11 protein-coding genes are annotated in these 16693 nt (G+C 63.8%); 9 read left to right on the plus strand and 2 right to left on the minus strand.

Going from position 1 to position 16693, the window contains the following annotated elements:
* Nucleotides 1–143: 143 nt before the first annotated feature.
* On the minus strand, nt 144–3524 hold the full coding sequence (locus tag KLP42_RS01535) for an autotransporter domain-containing protein (RefSeq protein WP_215564161.1): 3381 nt from the start codon (nt 3522–3524) through the stop codon (nt 144–146).
* A 365-nt stretch (nt 3525–3889) separates the two neighbouring features.
* Here KLP42_RS01535 and KLP42_RS01540 point away from each other — a divergent pair, with 365 nt between their 5' ends.
* The 8 genes from KLP42_RS01540 to KLP42_RS01575 all read left to right on the plus strand — a co-directional run bounded on the left by KLP42_RS01540 (nt 3890) and on the right by KLP42_RS01575 (nt 12635).
* The gene (locus KLP42_RS01540) at nt 3890–4678 is read left to right on the plus strand and encodes an SDR family oxidoreductase (protein WP_215564163.1); all 789 of its coding nucleotides are present in this window, start codon (nt 3890–3892) and stop codon (nt 4676–4678) included.
* A 197-nt stretch (nt 4679–4875) separates the two neighbouring features.
* A complete protein-coding gene (locus KLP42_RS01545) occupies nt 4876–5076 on the plus strand; it encodes a hypothetical protein (RefSeq protein WP_215564165.1) in 201 nt (66 codons plus the stop codon).
* A 173-nt stretch (nt 5077–5249) separates the two neighbouring features.
* Nucleotides 5250–6584, plus strand: coding sequence for an efflux RND transporter periplasmic adaptor subunit (locus tag KLP42_RS01550; RefSeq protein WP_215564167.1), 1335 nt, complete (start codon nt 5250–5252; stop codon nt 6582–6584).
* Nucleotides 6581–9712, plus strand: coding sequence for an efflux RND transporter permease subunit (locus KLP42_RS01555; RefSeq protein ID WP_215564168.1), 3132 nt, complete (start codon nt 6581–6583; stop codon nt 9710–9712). Before KLP42_RS01550 ends, KLP42_RS01555 begins: the two co-directional genes overlap by 4 nt.
* 194 nt (nt 9713–9906) lie before the next feature.
* Nucleotides 9907–11202, plus strand: coding sequence for an Hsp70 family protein (locus KLP42_RS01560; protein WP_215564170.1), 1296 nt, complete (start codon nt 9907–9909; stop codon nt 11200–11202).
* Between the two features lie 54 nt (nt 11203–11256).
* Nucleotides 11257–12132 (plus strand): uracil-DNA glycosylase, encoded by an 876-nt coding sequence (locus KLP42_RS01565; protein ID WP_215564172.1) that lies wholly within the window; start codon nt 11257–11259, stop codon nt 12130–12132.
* A gap of 151 nt (nt 12133–12283) precedes the next feature.
* Nucleotides 12284–12475: a hypothetical protein gene (locus tag KLP42_RS01570; protein WP_143126489.1), complete on the plus strand. Its 192-nt coding sequence runs from the start codon at nt 12284–12286 to the stop codon at nt 12473–12475.
* Between the two features lie 16 nt (nt 12476–12491).
* On the plus strand, nt 12492–12635 hold the full coding sequence (locus KLP42_RS01575; RefSeq protein ID WP_215564174.1) for a hypothetical protein: 144 nt from the start codon (nt 12492–12494) through the stop codon (nt 12633–12635).
* Between the two features lie 18 nt (nt 12636–12653).
* On the opposite strand, the gene KLP42_RS01580 is transcribed toward KLP42_RS01575, so the two are convergent.
* A complete protein-coding gene (locus tag KLP42_RS01580; RefSeq protein WP_215564176.1) occupies nt 12654–13592 on the minus strand; it encodes a DMT family transporter in 939 nt (312 codons plus the stop codon).
* Between the two features lie 272 nt (nt 13593–13864).
* Here KLP42_RS01580 and pepN point away from each other — a divergent pair, with 272 nt between their 5' ends.
* On the plus strand, nt 13865–16513 hold the full coding sequence (pepN, locus tag KLP42_RS01585) for an aminopeptidase N (RefSeq protein WP_215564178.1): 2649 nt from the start codon (nt 13865–13867) through the stop codon (nt 16511–16513).
* Nucleotides 16514–16693 lie beyond the last annotated feature (180 nt).

The following is a 16693-nucleotide window of genomic DNA, read 5'->3' on the forward strand; positions in this document are numbered from 1 at the left end:
TTCGGGAACGCCCATTGACGACAAAGAATATATGACGTGCACGTAAACGTCAATCACACCGCGCGCCTGCCGCAACCGGCAAAAACGCCGCCCGATTGCGAACCGGACGGCGTCAGACAGCACGATTGTCCTTGCAGGCGATATCAGAAGCGCAGGCCGAGCGTTCCGGAAACCTGGTGGTCGCGATCGCTGCCGCTGAACGACCCGGAATAGCCGAGGGAGAAGCTGGCGTCCCGTGCCAGTTCGAAGCTCACGCCGGCATCGACGAGAAGCGCATCCCGGTCGGTTGCCGCCGATGTCACCCGGAAGCTGCTGCCGGTGGCAAAGGACTGCGTGGCAGTGGAGCTGACATCGCCGAACACATGGCGCCAGCCGGCACCGGCATAAAGCTTGCCGAGCGTTCCGGAGACGGCGATGTCGTAATCGATGCGGGCGCCGAGGGTCGTCTGCACCTGGTCCTCCTGGGCACCGCTCACCGAGAGCGCTGCAGCACCACCCGTTTCTCGGAAGGCATCCCGGTCGACGCGGACATAGGCGACATTGGCGTAGGGCTCGACATGCACCAGATCGTGGTCGATGCGCCAGGCGGCCTCGCCGAAGACCTGATAGGTATTGGCGTCGTAATCCGCGCTCAGCTGATCGGTGAAACCGGAAAAACCGACACTGCGATGCGAGGATATGGCCGAGCGGCTATAGGCGGCACCGAAGCGCAGGCCAAGCGGGCCGAGCTGCTGCCCGCCATAGATGGCCAGATGGTAATTGTCGGAATCTGCACGCGCATCGACACCCGAGGTTTCGACGCGGTCGGCGCCGTAACCGGCGGCCACGCCGAAGCGCCAGCCATCTTCGAACAGGCGATCGGCCCCCACCAGGAAACCGCCACCCCGCACATCCGAATCCGCCGCGGTGGCGCCGCCATCGGCATGGCTCCAGCGCCCGAAGCCGTTCATCCAGAAGGTCGTCGGACGTTCATCAATCGAGAAGGTTGCGAAGGGATCGAGCCCATCCTCGCCATAGGCGGTGACTGTCGAACCGGCGGATCGGCTGGCCACGCCGCCAAACGCCGACTGGATGCGGTTTCCGATGGTGCCGCGCGTCATGCCGCTGCGCGCCAGCATGGCATTGTCGAGCGCCGTGTGCACCTCGCCGGACAACTGGTCGAAGGCATTGCCGGGAGCACCGACCGGCAGAATGAGCACGGCATCGTAGAGATCACCGCTACCTTGCGCATCGATCACCGAGGCGACGGCCTTCTGATTGCCCGTCACGGCCAGATCGGCGAAGACCACAAGCTTCTCGCGCGACAGCGTGAGATAGGCATTCGACGCATCGTAGCTGAGCGCTGCCGACAGATAGGCGAAGTTCTCATCGATCGAGGAGAATGTGCCCGTCAGTCCGCTGGAGGTCAGGATGGTGTAGGTGGTGTTGGCGCGATAGGTGGAACCGTCATCCGTTCCATTTTCGGCCCGGACCTCCACGGAAGCCCCGTTCTCGATCGTTGCCGTTCCGGAGACGCTCACCGTATCCGACTGCCCGGCCGCATTGGTTTCCACCTGATAGACCGAACCGGAGGCAAGCGTCAGGTTGCCGGAGACGGAAAGCGTGCCGATGGAGTGACCGGGGGCAAGTGTTGCAGCGCTGCCAATGGTGGTGGAGCCCACCGTGCCGGTGCCCTTCAGCACCGCATCGCTGCCGCTTACCACCAGCGTGGAGCCGGCAAGCGAAACATCATCGAGATCAAGAACGGCACTGGTGACAGTGGTGGCACCGGAAAAACTGCTGGTTCCGCTGAGGGTCCACACCGAGCCCGCCGTGAAGTCGAGCGTTTCAAAGCCTTGATAGGTGGCGGTATCGCCGAGAAGCGAAAGATCGAAACTGCCGGTACCGGAACCAAGGCGCAGCGTATCGCTGCCGCCATCGCCCATCACTGCGCCGGTCACGGACGAGCCTGCCTGATAGACGAAGAGATCATCACCATTGCCCATGGAAACCGCATAGGTGGTGCCGGTGATCGTGCCGTAGTTGATTATGGTATTCGAGTAACCGGCATCGTTGACGATACGAATGCCGTAGCCGTTCAGTCCTTCGATGGTGCCGTAATTGGTAATGGTCAAGGCACCGAAAATGCTGCCGCTATTGCTGTCATCGGCGAGAATGCCGTTATTGGCACCGGAAATGCCCGCCGTGCGGACCGTTGCGGACCCGTTGGTGATGGTGCCGCCGCCAATCGCAATGCCTTCGCTGGTGCTGGGGTTCGTCTCGCCGGGTTTCGTTCCCTTGGAGCCCAGCGCCTGGATGGTACCGTAATTGGTAATGGTGCCGATGTGATCGATGTCGATACCGTCGCCATCGCCGAAGCTTGCGGCATCATCATATTGCCCGGTGATGGTGCCGTAATTGGTCACGGTGCCGGTACCGTTGGAATTCACGCCCGAACCGTTGCGCCCTTCAATCGTGCCCCAGTTGTTGACCGTGATGTCATCGGAGAGGCCAGAGGCTTTGACGCCGTGATAGGAGCCGGAAATCGAAGCGCCTGCGTAATTGTTGACGGTGCCGGATGCGCCGTCGAACTTCACGCCGTCGTAATTCTGGTCGTCAGCAGAGGTGCTCGTATAGTTGGCGGTGATCTGTCCGTAATTCTCCACCGTGGTGTTCATGCCCGCCTTGATGGCGTCATTGTCGGAGGCGGAAATCACGCCCGTTGCCCGGTTGGTGATGGTGATGGCGAGGTTGGTCGAAACGAGGTCGCCAAGGTCCACGGCCTGCCCGTCGCCCGTCGACGAGAGGGTGCCGGCATTGTCGATGGAGATCACGGCAGCGGAGGTGCTGGTCGAATTTCCAGCAATCTTGATGCCATCGCCAAGCGCGGTGATCGTACCGCCCGACTGGTTGGTGATGGTGAGGGAGACAAGGTTTTCCAGCGTTGCGGCTGTATCGAACTTGATGGCGCGGCTGCCGGACGACGTGCTCTGGATCGTTCCGGAATTGGTCAGGCTGATCGTGCCGCCGCCGAGGCGCACCGCATCGGTGGCCGAAGCCTCGATCGTGCCCGAATTGGCAATCGTGATGGAAGCCGTGGTGCTGGTTGCCTTGTCGAAATCCAGCGCCTGCCCCGTCGAAGAGGAAATCGTCCCGGTATTGGTCAGCGTCAGCGTGCCGTTCGCCAGAGAATTGTTGATACGGAAGGCATCGTTCGAGGAAGTAATCCTGCCGGTATTGGTGACGGTGATCACACCCGTCGCGCTGCTGGTATCGATGGCTCTGCCGCCGGTTGAGGTGATCGTGCCGTCGTTGGTCAAAGTGGTGCCAGACCCCGTGGCCGCACCCAGCGTCACCGCGGTCCCGCTGTTCGAGAGCGTGCCGCCGGAGGCAACTGTTCCGGTCTGCGTGCCCGAAAGGCTCTGCGCCGTCGTGAGGGAATTGCCGCTGGCAACGGAAAAATCCGCAGCCCGCACGGGCGTCAGCGAACAGGCGGCCATCGCAAACACCAGACCAAGCGCGCTCGTGCAATACAATTTCTTCATCAAATCCCCCCGTCAAAATACCGCGACTCACCTGCAATCCTGCAGGTTCTCGTCATGAAACCTGAGCCTTGGTCACTAAGCTTTGCGTATGACAGTTTTGTTTCAGATCTTCATTTTCGGGAATCTTTGACGCCATCGCCGCCGGCCCGGACATTTGTGCAACGCGCCCCTTCTTCTTGAATGATAAAAGGAATTACTCTGGATAGAGCGCAGCCGATCGCAAGCGCCATGGTGGAAAAGCGGCGATGCGCCGGCCGGCTGCGATGCCTGCCCTTCGCGCCGCAGCGCACCGATCCCCCTTTCGCCGGCATGCCTGCCTCAGTAAGGTCGCGGTCAGCAGACTTTGCATCAGGAAGGAAGACACCATGGATTTCGGCATATCCGACAAGCGGGCACTCGTGCTCGCCTCCTCGCGCGGCCTCGGGCTCGGCATTGCGACGGCGCTCGCGGCAGAAGGGGCAAGCGTGCTTCTCTGCGGCCGAAGCGGCGAGACGCTGGCGGAGAATTGCCGGAGGATCAATGCGGCGGGCAAGGGCAAGGCGGACTGGGTCTGGGCGGACCTCGCCGAAGAGGATGCGGTGGCCAACCTGGTCAGGTCCGTCGAGGGAAAATTCGGTGGCCTCGACATTCTCGTCAACAATACCGGCGGCCCGACGCCGGGCACTGCCGAGGAAATGACCGTGGAAAAGCTCGACAGCTTTTTCCAGACCATGGTCCTGCGGGTGATCACGCTGACCAACGCTTTCCTGCCGGGCATGAAGGCGCAAGGCTTTGGCCGCATCCTGACGGTTGCCTCCTCCGGCGTCATCGAGCCGATCCCCAACCTCGCCCTGTCCAACACGTTGCGTGGCGCGCTGGTCGGCTGGAACAAGACGCTCGCGACGGAAGTCGCGCCGTTCGGCATCACCGCGAACATGATCCTGCCCGGACGCATCCACACCGACCGCATCGATGAACTGGACGGCGCCAATGCCAGACGCCAGGGGAAAAGCCTGGAGGAGGTGCGCGCCGCCTCCATCAGCACGATTCCCGCCGGTCGGCTCGGCACGGTGGAAGAGTTCGGCGCGGTCGGTGCCTTCCTCTGCTCCGGCCCGGCCGCTTACGTCACCGGCAGCATGATCCGCGTCGATGGCGGCGCCGCCCGCTCGCTCTAAGAGTTGATCGGCCATCCGGATTGCCGGATGCCGGCCGCGTGCTATGGTGCGCTGCCGGCTGCACAAGGCGGTCCGGCGCCCTCCGTAGGGCCGCAGGCAGAGGCGCGCTCCGGACGGCGCGCCTTGTCCATCGCCTGTGCCTCCGCGTCGCCGGCGAGACAACATGTAAGGGGGCAATGCCCTCGGGAGATTGAAGCATGCGCGCTGCCCGCCTCGCCTTGAAGGTGCTTGCCTGTCTCTGCCTGCTGATCGGCCTTGTCTGGATGGGACAGGGCAGCGGCTACTTTCCCTATCCGGCCTCCAGCTTCATGATCGACCAGACCCCCTGGATAATCTATGGCGGGCTGGTGTGTGTGGCAGGTCTTGCACTGCTGTTTGTCTCGCGCTCGCGCAGCTGACGAGGTCGCGTCCGGGAGGCAGACTTCACGTCTTCGCGAGCCGCGACATTTTGCACCACATTACCGAAGTTTAAGGTGATTTTTGCAGGCCGCGGGCGTTTCTTGATCGCATCGCCATATTGCACTGCAGCAACGGGCGATCCCCTTTCACTCGACGCTTTCGGGCCCCGCTCATGAAAAAGCTCTGGACCTCTCTCGGCATTATCGCCATCGGCGTCGGTGGCGCCTGGTATTATCGCGATTCCCTGCCCGCCGCCCTGCAAATTCCAAGCCTGCGCCAGCTCGCCGCAGCCGCCGGCCTCGGTGAAACCGTTCCTACCAGGGGCGATGGTGAGCGCCACGCCGCAGCCGCTGACGAGGGAGCGGGCACCGGCCAGCACCGCCAGGGCCAGGGCGGCGGACAGCAGGCCGCCGGTCAGGGCCAGGGTCCGGGTCAGGGGCGCCGCAACGGCGGCCCGATGACGGTGCGCACCATGGCCGCTACCGAAGGCACGCTGCCCATGGATGTTGCCGCCAACGGCTTTGCCGAAGCCGCCGACTCCACCACCATTGCCGCCCTGCAACAGGGCCTCGTTCTGTCCATCGCAGCAAAGGACGGCCAGGAGGTGAAGGCCGGCGACCTGATTGCCAAGCTGGACGACCGAACGGCGCTTGCCGCGGTCAACAAGGACAAGGCCAACATTGCCAGCGACGAGGCAACCCTTGCCGAAGCGATTGCCGCCTTCCAGCGCGCCGAAAGCCTGATGAAGCAGAACGCGCAGTCGCAGCAGAGTTTCGAGCAGGCCAAGGCCGCACGCGATACCGCCGCCGCCAAGCTGGAAGCAGACAAGGCGACGCTCGCCTCCGACCAGGTGACGCTCGAACACACCGATATCCGCGCCCCCTATGACGGGCGCCTCGGCGACATCACCGTCAGCCCCGGCGCCTATGTGAGCGCCGGTGCCACCATCGTCACGATCACCCGCTACGATCCCATCTCCGTCGCCTTCCGCCTGCCGCAGCGCTATCTGCCGGATCTGCATCGAGGCCTCACCGATGCGATTGCCGTGGATGCCGACCCGGCCGCGACCGGTGGCGTGGACGATCGCGGCATTCTGTCCTTCTTCGACAACACGGTCGACGAAAGCTCGGGCACGGTTCTCGCCAAGGCGGAATTCAAGAACGACAAGGGCACGCTCTGGCCGGGTCAGAACGTCAATGTAACGGTGCATTTCCAGCCGAGCGGCCGATCCGTCATCGTGCCAACGGTTGCCGTGCGCCCCGGCGCCGAAGGCTCGTTCGTCTATACGGTCGATGAGGCCGGCCGGGTGCATGCGACGAAGGTGACGGTTGCACGCGCCAATGGCGACCAGACGGCCATCACCTCCGGTCTTGCGCAGGGCGATCATGTGGTGGTGGAAGGCCAGGTGCAACTGGCTGATGGCCAGCACGTGCTCGAACAGTTCGCCGGTGACAGGCCGCTGCCGGTTGCCGATGCCACCGCCGTGACGGGAGCCGTCCAGCCATGATCCCAGCCTTCTGTATAAACAGGCCGGTTGCCACCACACTGCTGGCCATCGGTCTCGTGCTTGCCGGTCTGGCCGGCTATCGGCAGCTGCCGGTGGCCGCCCTGCCGAAGGTCGACTTCCCGACCATCAACGTCTCGGCCTCGCTGTCGGGCGCATCGCCGGAGACCATGGCAACCTCGGTTGCCACGCCGCTGATCAAGAAGTTCGAGACCATTCCGGGCGTCAGCGAAATCAGCGCGACGAACTCGCTCGGCAATACCTCGATCGTCCTGCAGTTCGACCTCAACCGCAACATCGATGCGGCGGCGGCCGACGTGCAGGCCGCCATCTCGCAGGCCACTCGCCAGCTTCCCAGCAACATGACGACGGCGCCGAGCTATCGCAAGACCAATCCGGCGGATGCGCCGATCCTGCTTCTGGCGATCAATTCGGACGAACTTCCCCGCTCGAAGGTGGACGAGATCGCCGAGGATGTCGTCTCGCCGCTGCTCTCAACCCTGCCCGGCGTGGCGGAGGTCAGCATCTACGGCTCGCAGACCTATGCGGTGCGCATCGGCCTCGATCCGACGGCCCTGCAGGCCCGCAGCCTGGGCGTCGACACCGTCACCTCGGCCATTGCGAATGCCAACAACCAGACGCCGGTCGGCACGCTGCAGACGGCAGAACAGCGGCTGACGATCGACGCCAAGACCCAGCGCACCAATGCCGACGAGTTCCGCTCTCTGGTGATTGCCACCAAGAACGGTGCGCCGATCCATCTCGGCGATGTCGCTCGGGTGGAGGACAGCGTCGAGAACCTCGATGCGGGCAGCTGGTACGACGGCAAGCGGTCGATCATCCTCGCGGTCCAGCGCCAGCCGGATGCCAATACCGTCGACGTGGTGGACGAGATCCGCGCGAAACTGCCGGCGCTTGAAGCGCAACTGCCGCCGTCGGTGAAGCTCAACGTGATGAACGATGCCTCCATCGCCATCAAGGATGCCATCAAGGACGTGCAGTTCACGCTGATCCTGACGATCGGCCTCGTGGTGCTGGTGATCTACCTGTTCACCGGCCACCTGATGGCGACGGTCATTCCGGGCCTGGCGGTGCCGCTGTCGCTGATTACCACCTTCGGCGCGATGTATGTGATGGGCTACAGCATCGATAATATCTCGCTGCTCGGCCTCACCCTTTCCGTCGGCCTGGTGGTGGACGATGCCATCGTGATGCTGGAGAACATCCTGCGCCTGCACGAGGAAGGGCTGCCGATGCGCGAGGCGGCACTGAAGGGGGCCGCCGAAGTCAGCTACACGATCCTGTCCATGTCGATCTCGCTGGTCGCCGTCTTCATCCCCATCCTGCTGATGGGCGGCGTGGTCGGACGCCTGTTCAACGAGTTCGGCATGGTGGTGACCCTCGCCATCATGGCCTCGGCGCTCGTCTCGCTGACGGTGACGCCGATGCTCGGCTCGCGCCTATCCTCGCATTCGGGGCGCCCGCCGCTGATCATCCGCTGGTTCGAGGCCGGCTTCGGCTACACGCTGAAGGGCTATGACCGCTCGGTCTCCTGGTGTCTGAGGCATCGCGGCGTGGTGATGCTGAGCTTCCTCGCCTCCATCGCCGCCTCGGCCTGGCTGTTTTTGACGCTGCCCTCCAGCTTCTTCCCGCAGGAGGATATCGGTCGCCTGTCGATCTCCACCCGTGCCCGCGAGGACATTTCCTATCCGGCCATGCGCGACCTGCAGGCGCAGGTGGCGGAGATCGTCGGCAAAAATCCGGCGGTGCAGCATGTCACCTCCATTGTCGGCGGCAATTCCCGCAGTCCGCTGAACAACGGCACCATGTTCGTCGAACTGAAGGACAAGGAGCATCGGCCGCCGCTCTCCCAGACTATCGACGAGTTGCGCAAGGCAACCGCGAGGGTCGCCGGCATCAAGACCTTCATTACGCCACAGCAGAGCCTGCGCTTCGGTGGCCGCAGCACCGCCTCGCAATATCAGTTGGTCATCCAGGCCCTGAACGCCTCGACCACCAATGAATGGGCCGGCAAGATCCAGACCGCGCTGCGCCAGGATCGCCTTTTCACCGATGTCACCTCCGATGCGCAGAACGGCGCCATCGGGGCCGATATCAAGGTGGATACGGAAAAGGCCGCCGCCTACGGCATCACCAACGACCAGCTGCGCAAGACGCTGGAAATGGCCTTTGGCGGCTATACCGCAGCACAGATCCAGTCGACCGGCGACAGCTATGACGTGATCGTCGAATTCGACAGGTCGAAGCCTTGGGACGACGAGTTCCTCCGCGACATCAACGTGCTGTCCTCCAAGTCGGGAGCCCTGGTGCCGCTGTCGAACTTCGCCTCCGTCGAGCGCAAGCAGGCGCCGGTGACGATCAACCAGACCGGTCAGCTGGTCTCGACCACCGTCTCCTTCAACCTGCCGGATGGCGTGTCGCTCAGCCAGGCCACCACCCGCATCGATCAGATCAAGCAGGATCTGAACATGCCGAGCGATGTCTTCACCTCCTATGGCGGCAATGCGGCGATCTTCAAGGAAAGCCAGGGCAATACCGGCCTGCTGATCCTCGCCGCGGTGCTGACGATCTACGTGGTGCTCGGCGTGCTCTACGAAAGCTTCATCCATCCGCTGACCATCCTGTCGGGGCTTCCGGCTGCGGCCTTCGGCGCGCTGATTGCGCTGAAGGTGATGAACTTCGACCTGTCGGTGATCGCCCTCATCGGTCTCCTGATGCTGATCGGCATCGTCAAGAAGAACGCCATCATGATGATCGACGTGGCGGTCGAGTTGATCCGCGACAAGGGCGAAGCCGCCACAGCGGCCATCCACGAGGCATGCGTGCGCCGTTTCCGGCCGATCATGATGACCACCTTCTGCGCCCTGCTCGGTGCTCTGCCGATCGCGCTCGGCTCCGGCGCCAGCTCGGAGCTGCGACAGCCGCTCGGCATCGCCGTCGTCGGCGGCCTGATCGTCTCGCAGATGCTGACGCTGTTCATCACGCCGGTCATCTTCGTCGAGATGGACCGGCTGGGACGCGGCCTACAGCGGTTGTTCTCGCGAGGGTCGCATCAGCCGGCAGCCAATTCGGAGGCGTTCGATATCAAGGTACAGGCTGCGGCCGAGTAAACAGCAGGATTGACAGCGGGACGCCGGGCCAGCCCCGGCGTCTTCGTGTCCGGCGTCTTGAAATCTTCATGCTGCCGTGCGATCAGCGCCACCTCACGATTTCAACGAGGGGCGCACGGTCGCCCTTTTCTTGTTCGGAACGCGGCCAGACGCGATCCGCTTCAGAAACATTGCAGACAGGAAGGACGTTCGGCATGGCACGCGCGCTCGGGCTCGATTTCGGCACGACCAATACCGTTCTGGCGCTGGCCGAAGCCAGCGGCACCACTACGCATTCGCTGCCCTTCACGAGCAGCGCCGGCACCAGCGACAGCATGCGCACCGCGCTCTCCTTCATGAAGGATGCCGCTCTCGGCGTCCAGGCGCTGAAAGTCGAGGCCGGCCAGGCGGCGATCCGCATGTTCATCGACAATCCCGGCGACTGCCGTTTCCTGCAGTCGATCAAGACCTTTGCGGCAAGCGCCGCCTTCCAGGCAACGCTCGTCTTTGCGCGGCGCCAGCAGTTCGAGGACCTTATGGAGGTGTTCCTGCGCCGCCTGAAGGCCTATGCCGGCGAGGAATGGCCCTCGGAGATCTCCCGCCTCATGGTGGGGCGCCCGGTGCGCTTTGCCGGCGCCAATCCGGATGAGGCTCTGGCGCTGACGCGCTATCAGGCTGCCCTCTCCCGCTTCGGCTTTCCGGAAATCCATTACGTCTACGAGCCGGTCGCGGCCGCCTATTACTTCGCCCAGTCGCTGACGCGCGACGCCAATGTACTGGTCGCCGATTTCGGTGGCGGCACCACCGACTATTCGCTGATCCGCTTCGAACGTCATGCGGGCCAGCTGCGCGCCGTGCCGATCGGCCATTCCGGTGTCGGCATTGCCGGCGATCACTTCGATTACCGGCTGATCGACAATCTGGTCTCGCCCGAAATCGGCAAGGGCAGCCATTTCAAGAGTTTTGGCAAGCTTCTGGATGTGCCGGCCGGTTACTATGCGAATTTCGGCCGCTGGAACCAGCTGTCGATCTTCAAGACGACGCGCGAATTCACCGACCTGCAGTCGCTGGTCCGCTCCGCGACCGAGCCGGACAAGCTGGAACTCTTCATCGAACTGATCGAGCATGACGAGGGCTATCCGCTCTACCAGGCGATCTCCGCCACCAAGATGGCACTGTCGCAGGCGGAAGAGGCTGAATTCCGATTCGCGCCACTCGGCAGGGCCGGCCACAAGACGGTGAAACGCAGCGATTTCGAAAGCTGGATCGCCGACGACCTTGCCCGCATCGAGGAGGCGCTCGACGAGGTGCTGACCAGGACCAATACGCCGGCAGGCGCGGTTGACAAGGTGTTCCTGACCGGCGGCACATCCTTCGTACCGGCCGTGCGCAACATCTTCCGCCGGCGTTTCGACGATGGCCGCATCGAAAGCGGCGGCGAGCTCCTGTCGATTGCCCATGGCCTGGCGCTCATCGGCGAAAGCGGCGACGTTCAGCAGTGGGCGGCCTGAAGGAAACGCCCTGCATGGCTTTCTCGTGACGTCGGGATCGGCTAAGGTCAGACCATGACAGCCGCCGAGCCCCTTTCCCCCGCAGCCCTCTCCGCCCTTCTGCATTTCTATGCGGATTGCGGCGTGGAATGGCTGCTGGAGGACGCGCCAGTCGATCGTATTGCCGAATTTTCCGAACAGCAGGCGGCGCGCGCTGCGCAGCGGCGCGAACGGCCGGCGGCCCCGCAGCAGGCGCCGGCCCGGCCAGCAGCTGCCGGCACAGCCGCGCGCGGCACGGCAACACCGGTTCAGCGCTCTTCCGCGCCCGCAGCCGCCATTGCCGTTCCGGACGCGGACGCCGTGGCCGCGGCGCGGCAGGCCGCCCGTGACGCCCGGACGCTGGACGAGCTGAAGCTGGCGCTCGAGGCCTTCGGCGGCTGCAATCTGAAGAACGGCGCCCGCTCCACCGTGTTTGCCACCGGCAGCCCCACCTCCGGCGTGATGGTGCTCGGCCCGATGCCGACCGCCGATGACGACCGCGATGGCCTTCCCTTTTCCGGTCGCCAGGGACAGTTGCTCGACCGCATGCTGGCGGCGATTGGCCTGTCGCGCGAGACGGTGCTACTGTCGACCGTGGTGCCGTGGCGCCCGCCGGGCAACCGGGCTCCCTCGCCCGCCGAGACAGATATCTGCCGCCCCTTCATCGAACGCCAGATCGAACTGGCCGCACCGCGCCACCTGCTGCTGCTCGGCAATTTCACCGCGCGCTTCTTTCTCGGCGAGGAGGGAACCATCTTCAGCCTGCGCGGCAGCTGGCGGGAGATCTCCATCGGCCCCCTCATCCTGCCGGCCCTGGCCAGCCTCCACCCGCAGGACCTGCTGACCGCCCCCGCCAACAAGGCGCTTGCCTGGCAGGATCTTCTGGCCTTCCGCCAGCGGCTTCAGAGCTGAGTGGCGGCGGGAATCGCTCCTCTTAACAATTTATGAAAGAAGCCATGCAACTTGCGCATGGCAGCGGCGCGATCAGCAGCGTTGCATGAACGATGTTGCAGTGCAATATTAGCAATGCGTCTTGGGAGGAACAGATTTAGGAACCAAGGCCATGACCACACGCATTCGTCCCATTCACTCCGGCTTCGAGACCCTGCGTCTCGCCGGTCTTTCGCCGCGCTCGACGCAAGGCTACCACCGTTTCGGCACCGCAACCCACGAGCAGCTGACCGCTCGCGCCAGCGCCCGTCGCGGCATGCTGACGCGCCCGACGGCGATTTTTGCCGATTTCCGTGAACGCTGAGCCGAGAGAGACCGCCATGAACCATTCGATCCGTTATCTGAAGAGCCTGCGCGAGACTGTCGCCAGCATCGGCGCCGCCGTGCGCGCCAGCCGGGAATTCACCCTGTCCGCCGGTACGGCCGAGCGCGCGCAGCATCAGGGCTCGTCCATTCCGCTCTGAACTGTCGATGCCGATCCTTCATGCCGGCGGCGAGGAAGCCTTCCTCGCCGCTTTGCGTTCCAGCCCCAGCTGGTGCTCGCGATAGATGATGAAGATGCCGGCCGAGACGGTGATCGCGGTGCCGATGAGCATCTGGATGGTCGGAATGTCGCCGAACAGGAAATAGGCGATGACGATGCCGAGGATGATCGAGGAATAGTCGAAGGGCGCCACCGTCGAGACATCGGCATGCCGATAGCTTTCCGTCAGGAAGATCTGGCCGAGCCCGCCGAAGAAGCCGGAGGAAACGAGAAAGATCTTCTCCTCCAGCGTCAGCACCGCCCAGCCGAACGGCAGGCTGATCAGCGAGAAAACGGCGGCCGTCAGCGAGAAATAGACGACGATGGTGGAGGTCTTTTCCGTGCGCACCAGTTGCCGCGTCTGCACCATGGCAAGCCCGCCGAGCACCGCCGACATCAGCACGGCAAGCGCCCCCACGGCCGGGCCGCTGTCCATGCCGCCATGGCTGAACAGCGACAGCTTCGGCCAGGAAATGATCATCACACCGAAAATGCCGATGGCCACCGCCGTCCAGCGATAGACACGCACCGTCTCCTTGAGGATCAGCGCCGCAAAGATGACCGCCATCAGCGGCGAGGCATAGCCGATGGCGATCGCATCCGGCAGAGGCAGGTGGATGAGGCCGTAGAAGCCGCAGGCCATGGCCGCAATGCCGAGCGTGCCCCGCTTCAGGTGACCGAGCGGACTGTCTGTGCGAAAGGCGGTGCGCAAGTCGCCGCGCATGGCCAGATAGATGAGGATCGGCACCAGCGCGAAGGCGGAGCGGAAGAAGGTGATCTGGCCTGCCGGAATGCCATCCCCCGCCGCCTTGATGCAGGTCTGCATTCCCAGAAACACGATGACGGACATCACTTTCATCGCAATCCCCCGCAGGGGATTCTGCGCATCGGCACTCATTCGGCAGCTCGCGGCAAAGCCGGCCACGGGCAACCCGGCCGGAACAGGACATGACTCACATCGCAAGAACCTAGCGCAATGCCGACAAATGACACATCACGACTTGTGATGAATTCATCAATCCGGAAAAAACGCACCGCAGGCCTTGGCCCCGACCAGCCTTTTGACTAGGGTTTTAACAATCGTTCAGCTTTGGATGCAATATTCCAGCCCCAATCGCAACCGTCGCACGACAAACGGCGCCATCCGGCAAGTCCAAACCAGGGAACATCATGCGTACAGATACGGGTCAGATCGTCCATCTGGCAGACTACCGCCCCACTGACTTCATCCTGGAACGCGTCGATCTTACCTTCGAACTGGACCCGACAGCAACACGTCTGGAATCCCGGCTGATCTTCCACCGCCGCGACGGTGCGGCCCCTGAGGCAGCGCTGGTGCTTGACGGCGACGATCTGGTGCTTGCCGACCTGCGCCTTGACCAGAACGAGATGCCGGCCGGGCAGTTCGACGCGACGCCGGACAGTCTGGTGATCCGCGACCTGCCGCTGGCCAGCCCCTTCGAGGTCACGGTTGTCACCATCATCAATCCCGAGGCCAACACGCAGCTGATGGGCCTCTACCGCACCAATGGCGTCTACTGCACCCAGTGCGAGGCGGAGGGTTTCCGCCGCATCACCTATTTCCCGGACCGGCCGGACGTGCTGGCGCCCTATACGGTCACCGTCATCGCCGACAAGGCGGCCAATCCCGTCCTGCTGTCGAACGGCAATTTCCTTGGCGGCGGCAATTATGACGAAGGCCGCCACTTCGCCGCCTGGTTCGATCCCTTCCCGAAGCCGAGCTACCTGTTCGCCCTCGTCGCCGGCGATCTCGGAGTCGTGGAAGACACGTTCACCACCATGTCCGGTCGTGAGGTGGCACTGAAGATCTATGTCGAGCACGGCAAGGAACCGCGCGCAGCCTATGCCATGGACGCCCTGAAGCGCTCCATGCGCTGGGACGAGGAACGCTTCGGCCGGGAATATGACCTCGACATCTTCATGATCGTCGCCGTGTCCGACTTCAACATGGGGGCCATGGAGAACAAGGGCCTCAACGTCTTCAACGACAAATACGTGCTGGCCGATCCCGAGACGGCGACCGACCAGGACTATGCCAATATCGAGGCGATCATCGCCCACGAATACTTCCACAACTGGACGGGCAACCGCATCACCTGCCGCGACTGGTTCCAGTTGTGCCTGAAGGAAGGGCTCACCGTCTATCGCGACCACGAGTTCTCCGCCGACCAGCGCTCGCGTGCCGTCAAGCGCATCGCCGAAGTGCGTCACCTGAAGGCCGAACAGTTCCCGGAGGATGCCGGCCCGCTTGCCCATCCGGTGCGGCCGACGACCTATCGCGAGATCAACAACTTCTACACGACGACCGTCTACGAAAAGGGGTCGGAAGTCACCCGCATGATCGCGACCATTCTCGGACGCGATACCTTCAAGCAGGGCATGGACCTCTATTTCGAGCGGCATGACGGGGATGCGGCCACCGTCGAGGATTTCGTCGCCTGCTTTGCGCAGGTGAGCGGCCGCGATCTCGGCCAGTTTTCCCGCTGGTATCACCAGGCCGGCACACCGATGGTCACCGCCTCGGCCACCTATGATGCGACCGGCCGCACCTTTGCCCTGACGCTGGAACAGACCGTGCCGCCGACACCCGGCCAGTCGGCAAAGGAGCCGATGCACATTCCCCTCTCCTTCGCCCTGATCCTCGACAACGGCTCCGTCGCTGAGCCCTCGTCGATCGAAGGCGGCGAAGTGACGGGCGACGTGCTGCATCTGACCGAGCGCCGCCAGACCTTCACCTTCTCCGGCATCGGCGCACGCCCGGTGCTGTCGCTCAACCGCGGCTTCTCCGCGCCCATCAATCTCGACTTCCGCCAGGCGCCGGCGGATCTCGCCCATATTGCCCGCCACGACAGCGATCTCTTCGCGCGCTGGCAGGCGCTGACCGATCTGGCTCTGCCCAATCTCCTGCAGGCGGCGCGGGATGCGCGCGACGGCAGGGAGATCAGCTGCGATCCGGCCTTCCTCGCGGCACTGCTCGAAGTCGCCGGCGACGAGAGCCTGGAGCCCGCCTTCCGGGCGCAGGCGCTTGCCCTGCCCAGCGAGGCCGATATTGCCCGCGAACTCGGCAGCAACAACGATCCGGATGCCATCCATGCCGGGCGCCAGGCAATTCTGGCGCGGCTGGCCGGCGAAGGGGCCGCCATCTTCGAGGCCCTGTTTGCCGACATGCGCATGCAGGGCGCCTTCTCCCCGGATGCGGCGAGCGCCGGCCGGCGCGCATTGCGCAACACGGCCCTTTCCTACCTCTCCTACCTCGAGGGTGGTGTCGCCCGGGCTGCCGACGCCTTTGCCGCGGCCGACAACATGACGGACATGACGCAGGCGCTCACCGTGCTTGCCCACCGTTTCCCCGGCGAGGCTGCCACCGCCAATGCGCTGGGCGCCTTCCTCAAGCGTTTCGACGACAATCCGCTGGTGCTCGACAAGTGGTTCTCCATCCAGGCGACCATTCCCGGCCATGCGACGCTGGCGCGGGTCAAGGCGCTGATGGAGGATCCGCACTTCGTCGCCTCCAATCCGAACCGCATGCGCGCCCTCGTCGGCACCTTCGCCTTTGCCAATCCCACCGGCTTCAACCGCAGGGATGGCGAGGGCTACCGTTTCCTCGCCCGGCAGATTCTCGCAATCGATCCGCGCAATCCGCAGCTGGCAGCCCGCATCCTTACCGCCATGCGCTCCTGGCGATCGCTGGAACCGGTGCGCGCCGGGCAGGCACGCGCCGCACTCGGCGAGATCGCGGAGGCTGCCGGCCTCTCCACGGATGTGCGCGACATCGTCGAGCGGATGATCAAGGACTGATTGAATCCTGGGATTGCCACCACTTCAGGCTTTGCCGTGGCAATCCCTGCAGCCTGTGATTCCGGCCGGCGAAAAAACCCGGCATCATGGTTAACAATTTATGACCGCACGCTCTGGACAAGCCGAATCGGCTTTGATTCACTGTGCATAGTTCGCAAGCGGCATTGCGAATCAGCATGA

Origin of the sequence: Rhizobium sp. CSW-27, from assembly GCF_018760785.1 — a bacterium.
Lineage (GTDB): Bacteria > Pseudomonadota > Alphaproteobacteria > Rhizobiales > Rhizobiaceae > Neorhizobium.

What these genes read in the sequence shown, in the direction of transcription:
- KLP42_RS01535 (WP_215564161.1), bottom strand. Translation starts at nt 3,524, where the DNA reads ATGAAGAAATTGTATTGCACGAGCGCGCTTGGTCTGGTGTTTGCGATG.
- KLP42_RS01540 (WP_215564163.1), top strand. Translation starts at nt 3,890, where the DNA reads ATGGATTTCGGCATATCCGACAAGCGGGCACTCGTGCTCGCCTCCTCG.
- KLP42_RS01545 (WP_215564165.1), top strand. Translation starts at nt 4,876, where the DNA reads ATGCGCGCTGCCCGCCTCGCCTTGAAGGTGCTTGCCTGTCTCTGCCTG.
- KLP42_RS01550 (WP_215564167.1), top strand. Translation starts at nt 5,250, where the DNA reads ATGAAAAAGCTCTGGACCTCTCTCGGCATTATCGCCATCGGCGTCGGT.
- KLP42_RS01555 (WP_215564168.1), top strand. Translation starts at nt 6,581, where the DNA reads ATGATCCCAGCCTTCTGTATAAACAGGCCGGTTGCCACCACACTGCTG.
- KLP42_RS01560 (WP_215564170.1), top strand. Translation starts at nt 9,907, where the DNA reads ATGGCACGCGCGCTCGGGCTCGATTTCGGCACGACCAATACCGTTCTG.
- KLP42_RS01565 (WP_215564172.1), top strand. Translation starts at nt 11,257, where the DNA reads ATGACAGCCGCCGAGCCCCTTTCCCCCGCAGCCCTCTCCGCCCTTCTG.
- KLP42_RS01570 (WP_143126489.1), top strand. Translation starts at nt 12,284, where the DNA reads ATGACCACACGCATTCGTCCCATTCACTCCGGCTTCGAGACCCTGCGT.
- KLP42_RS01575 (WP_215564174.1), top strand. Translation starts at nt 12,492, where the DNA reads ATGAACCATTCGATCCGTTATCTGAAGAGCCTGCGCGAGACTGTCGCC.
- KLP42_RS01580 (WP_215564176.1), bottom strand. Translation starts at nt 13,592, where the DNA reads ATGAGTGCCGATGCGCAGAATCCCCTGCGGGGGATTGCGATGAAAGTG.
- pepN (WP_215564178.1), top strand. Translation starts at nt 13,865, where the DNA reads ATGCGTACAGATACGGGTCAGATCGTCCATCTGGCAGACTACCGCCCC.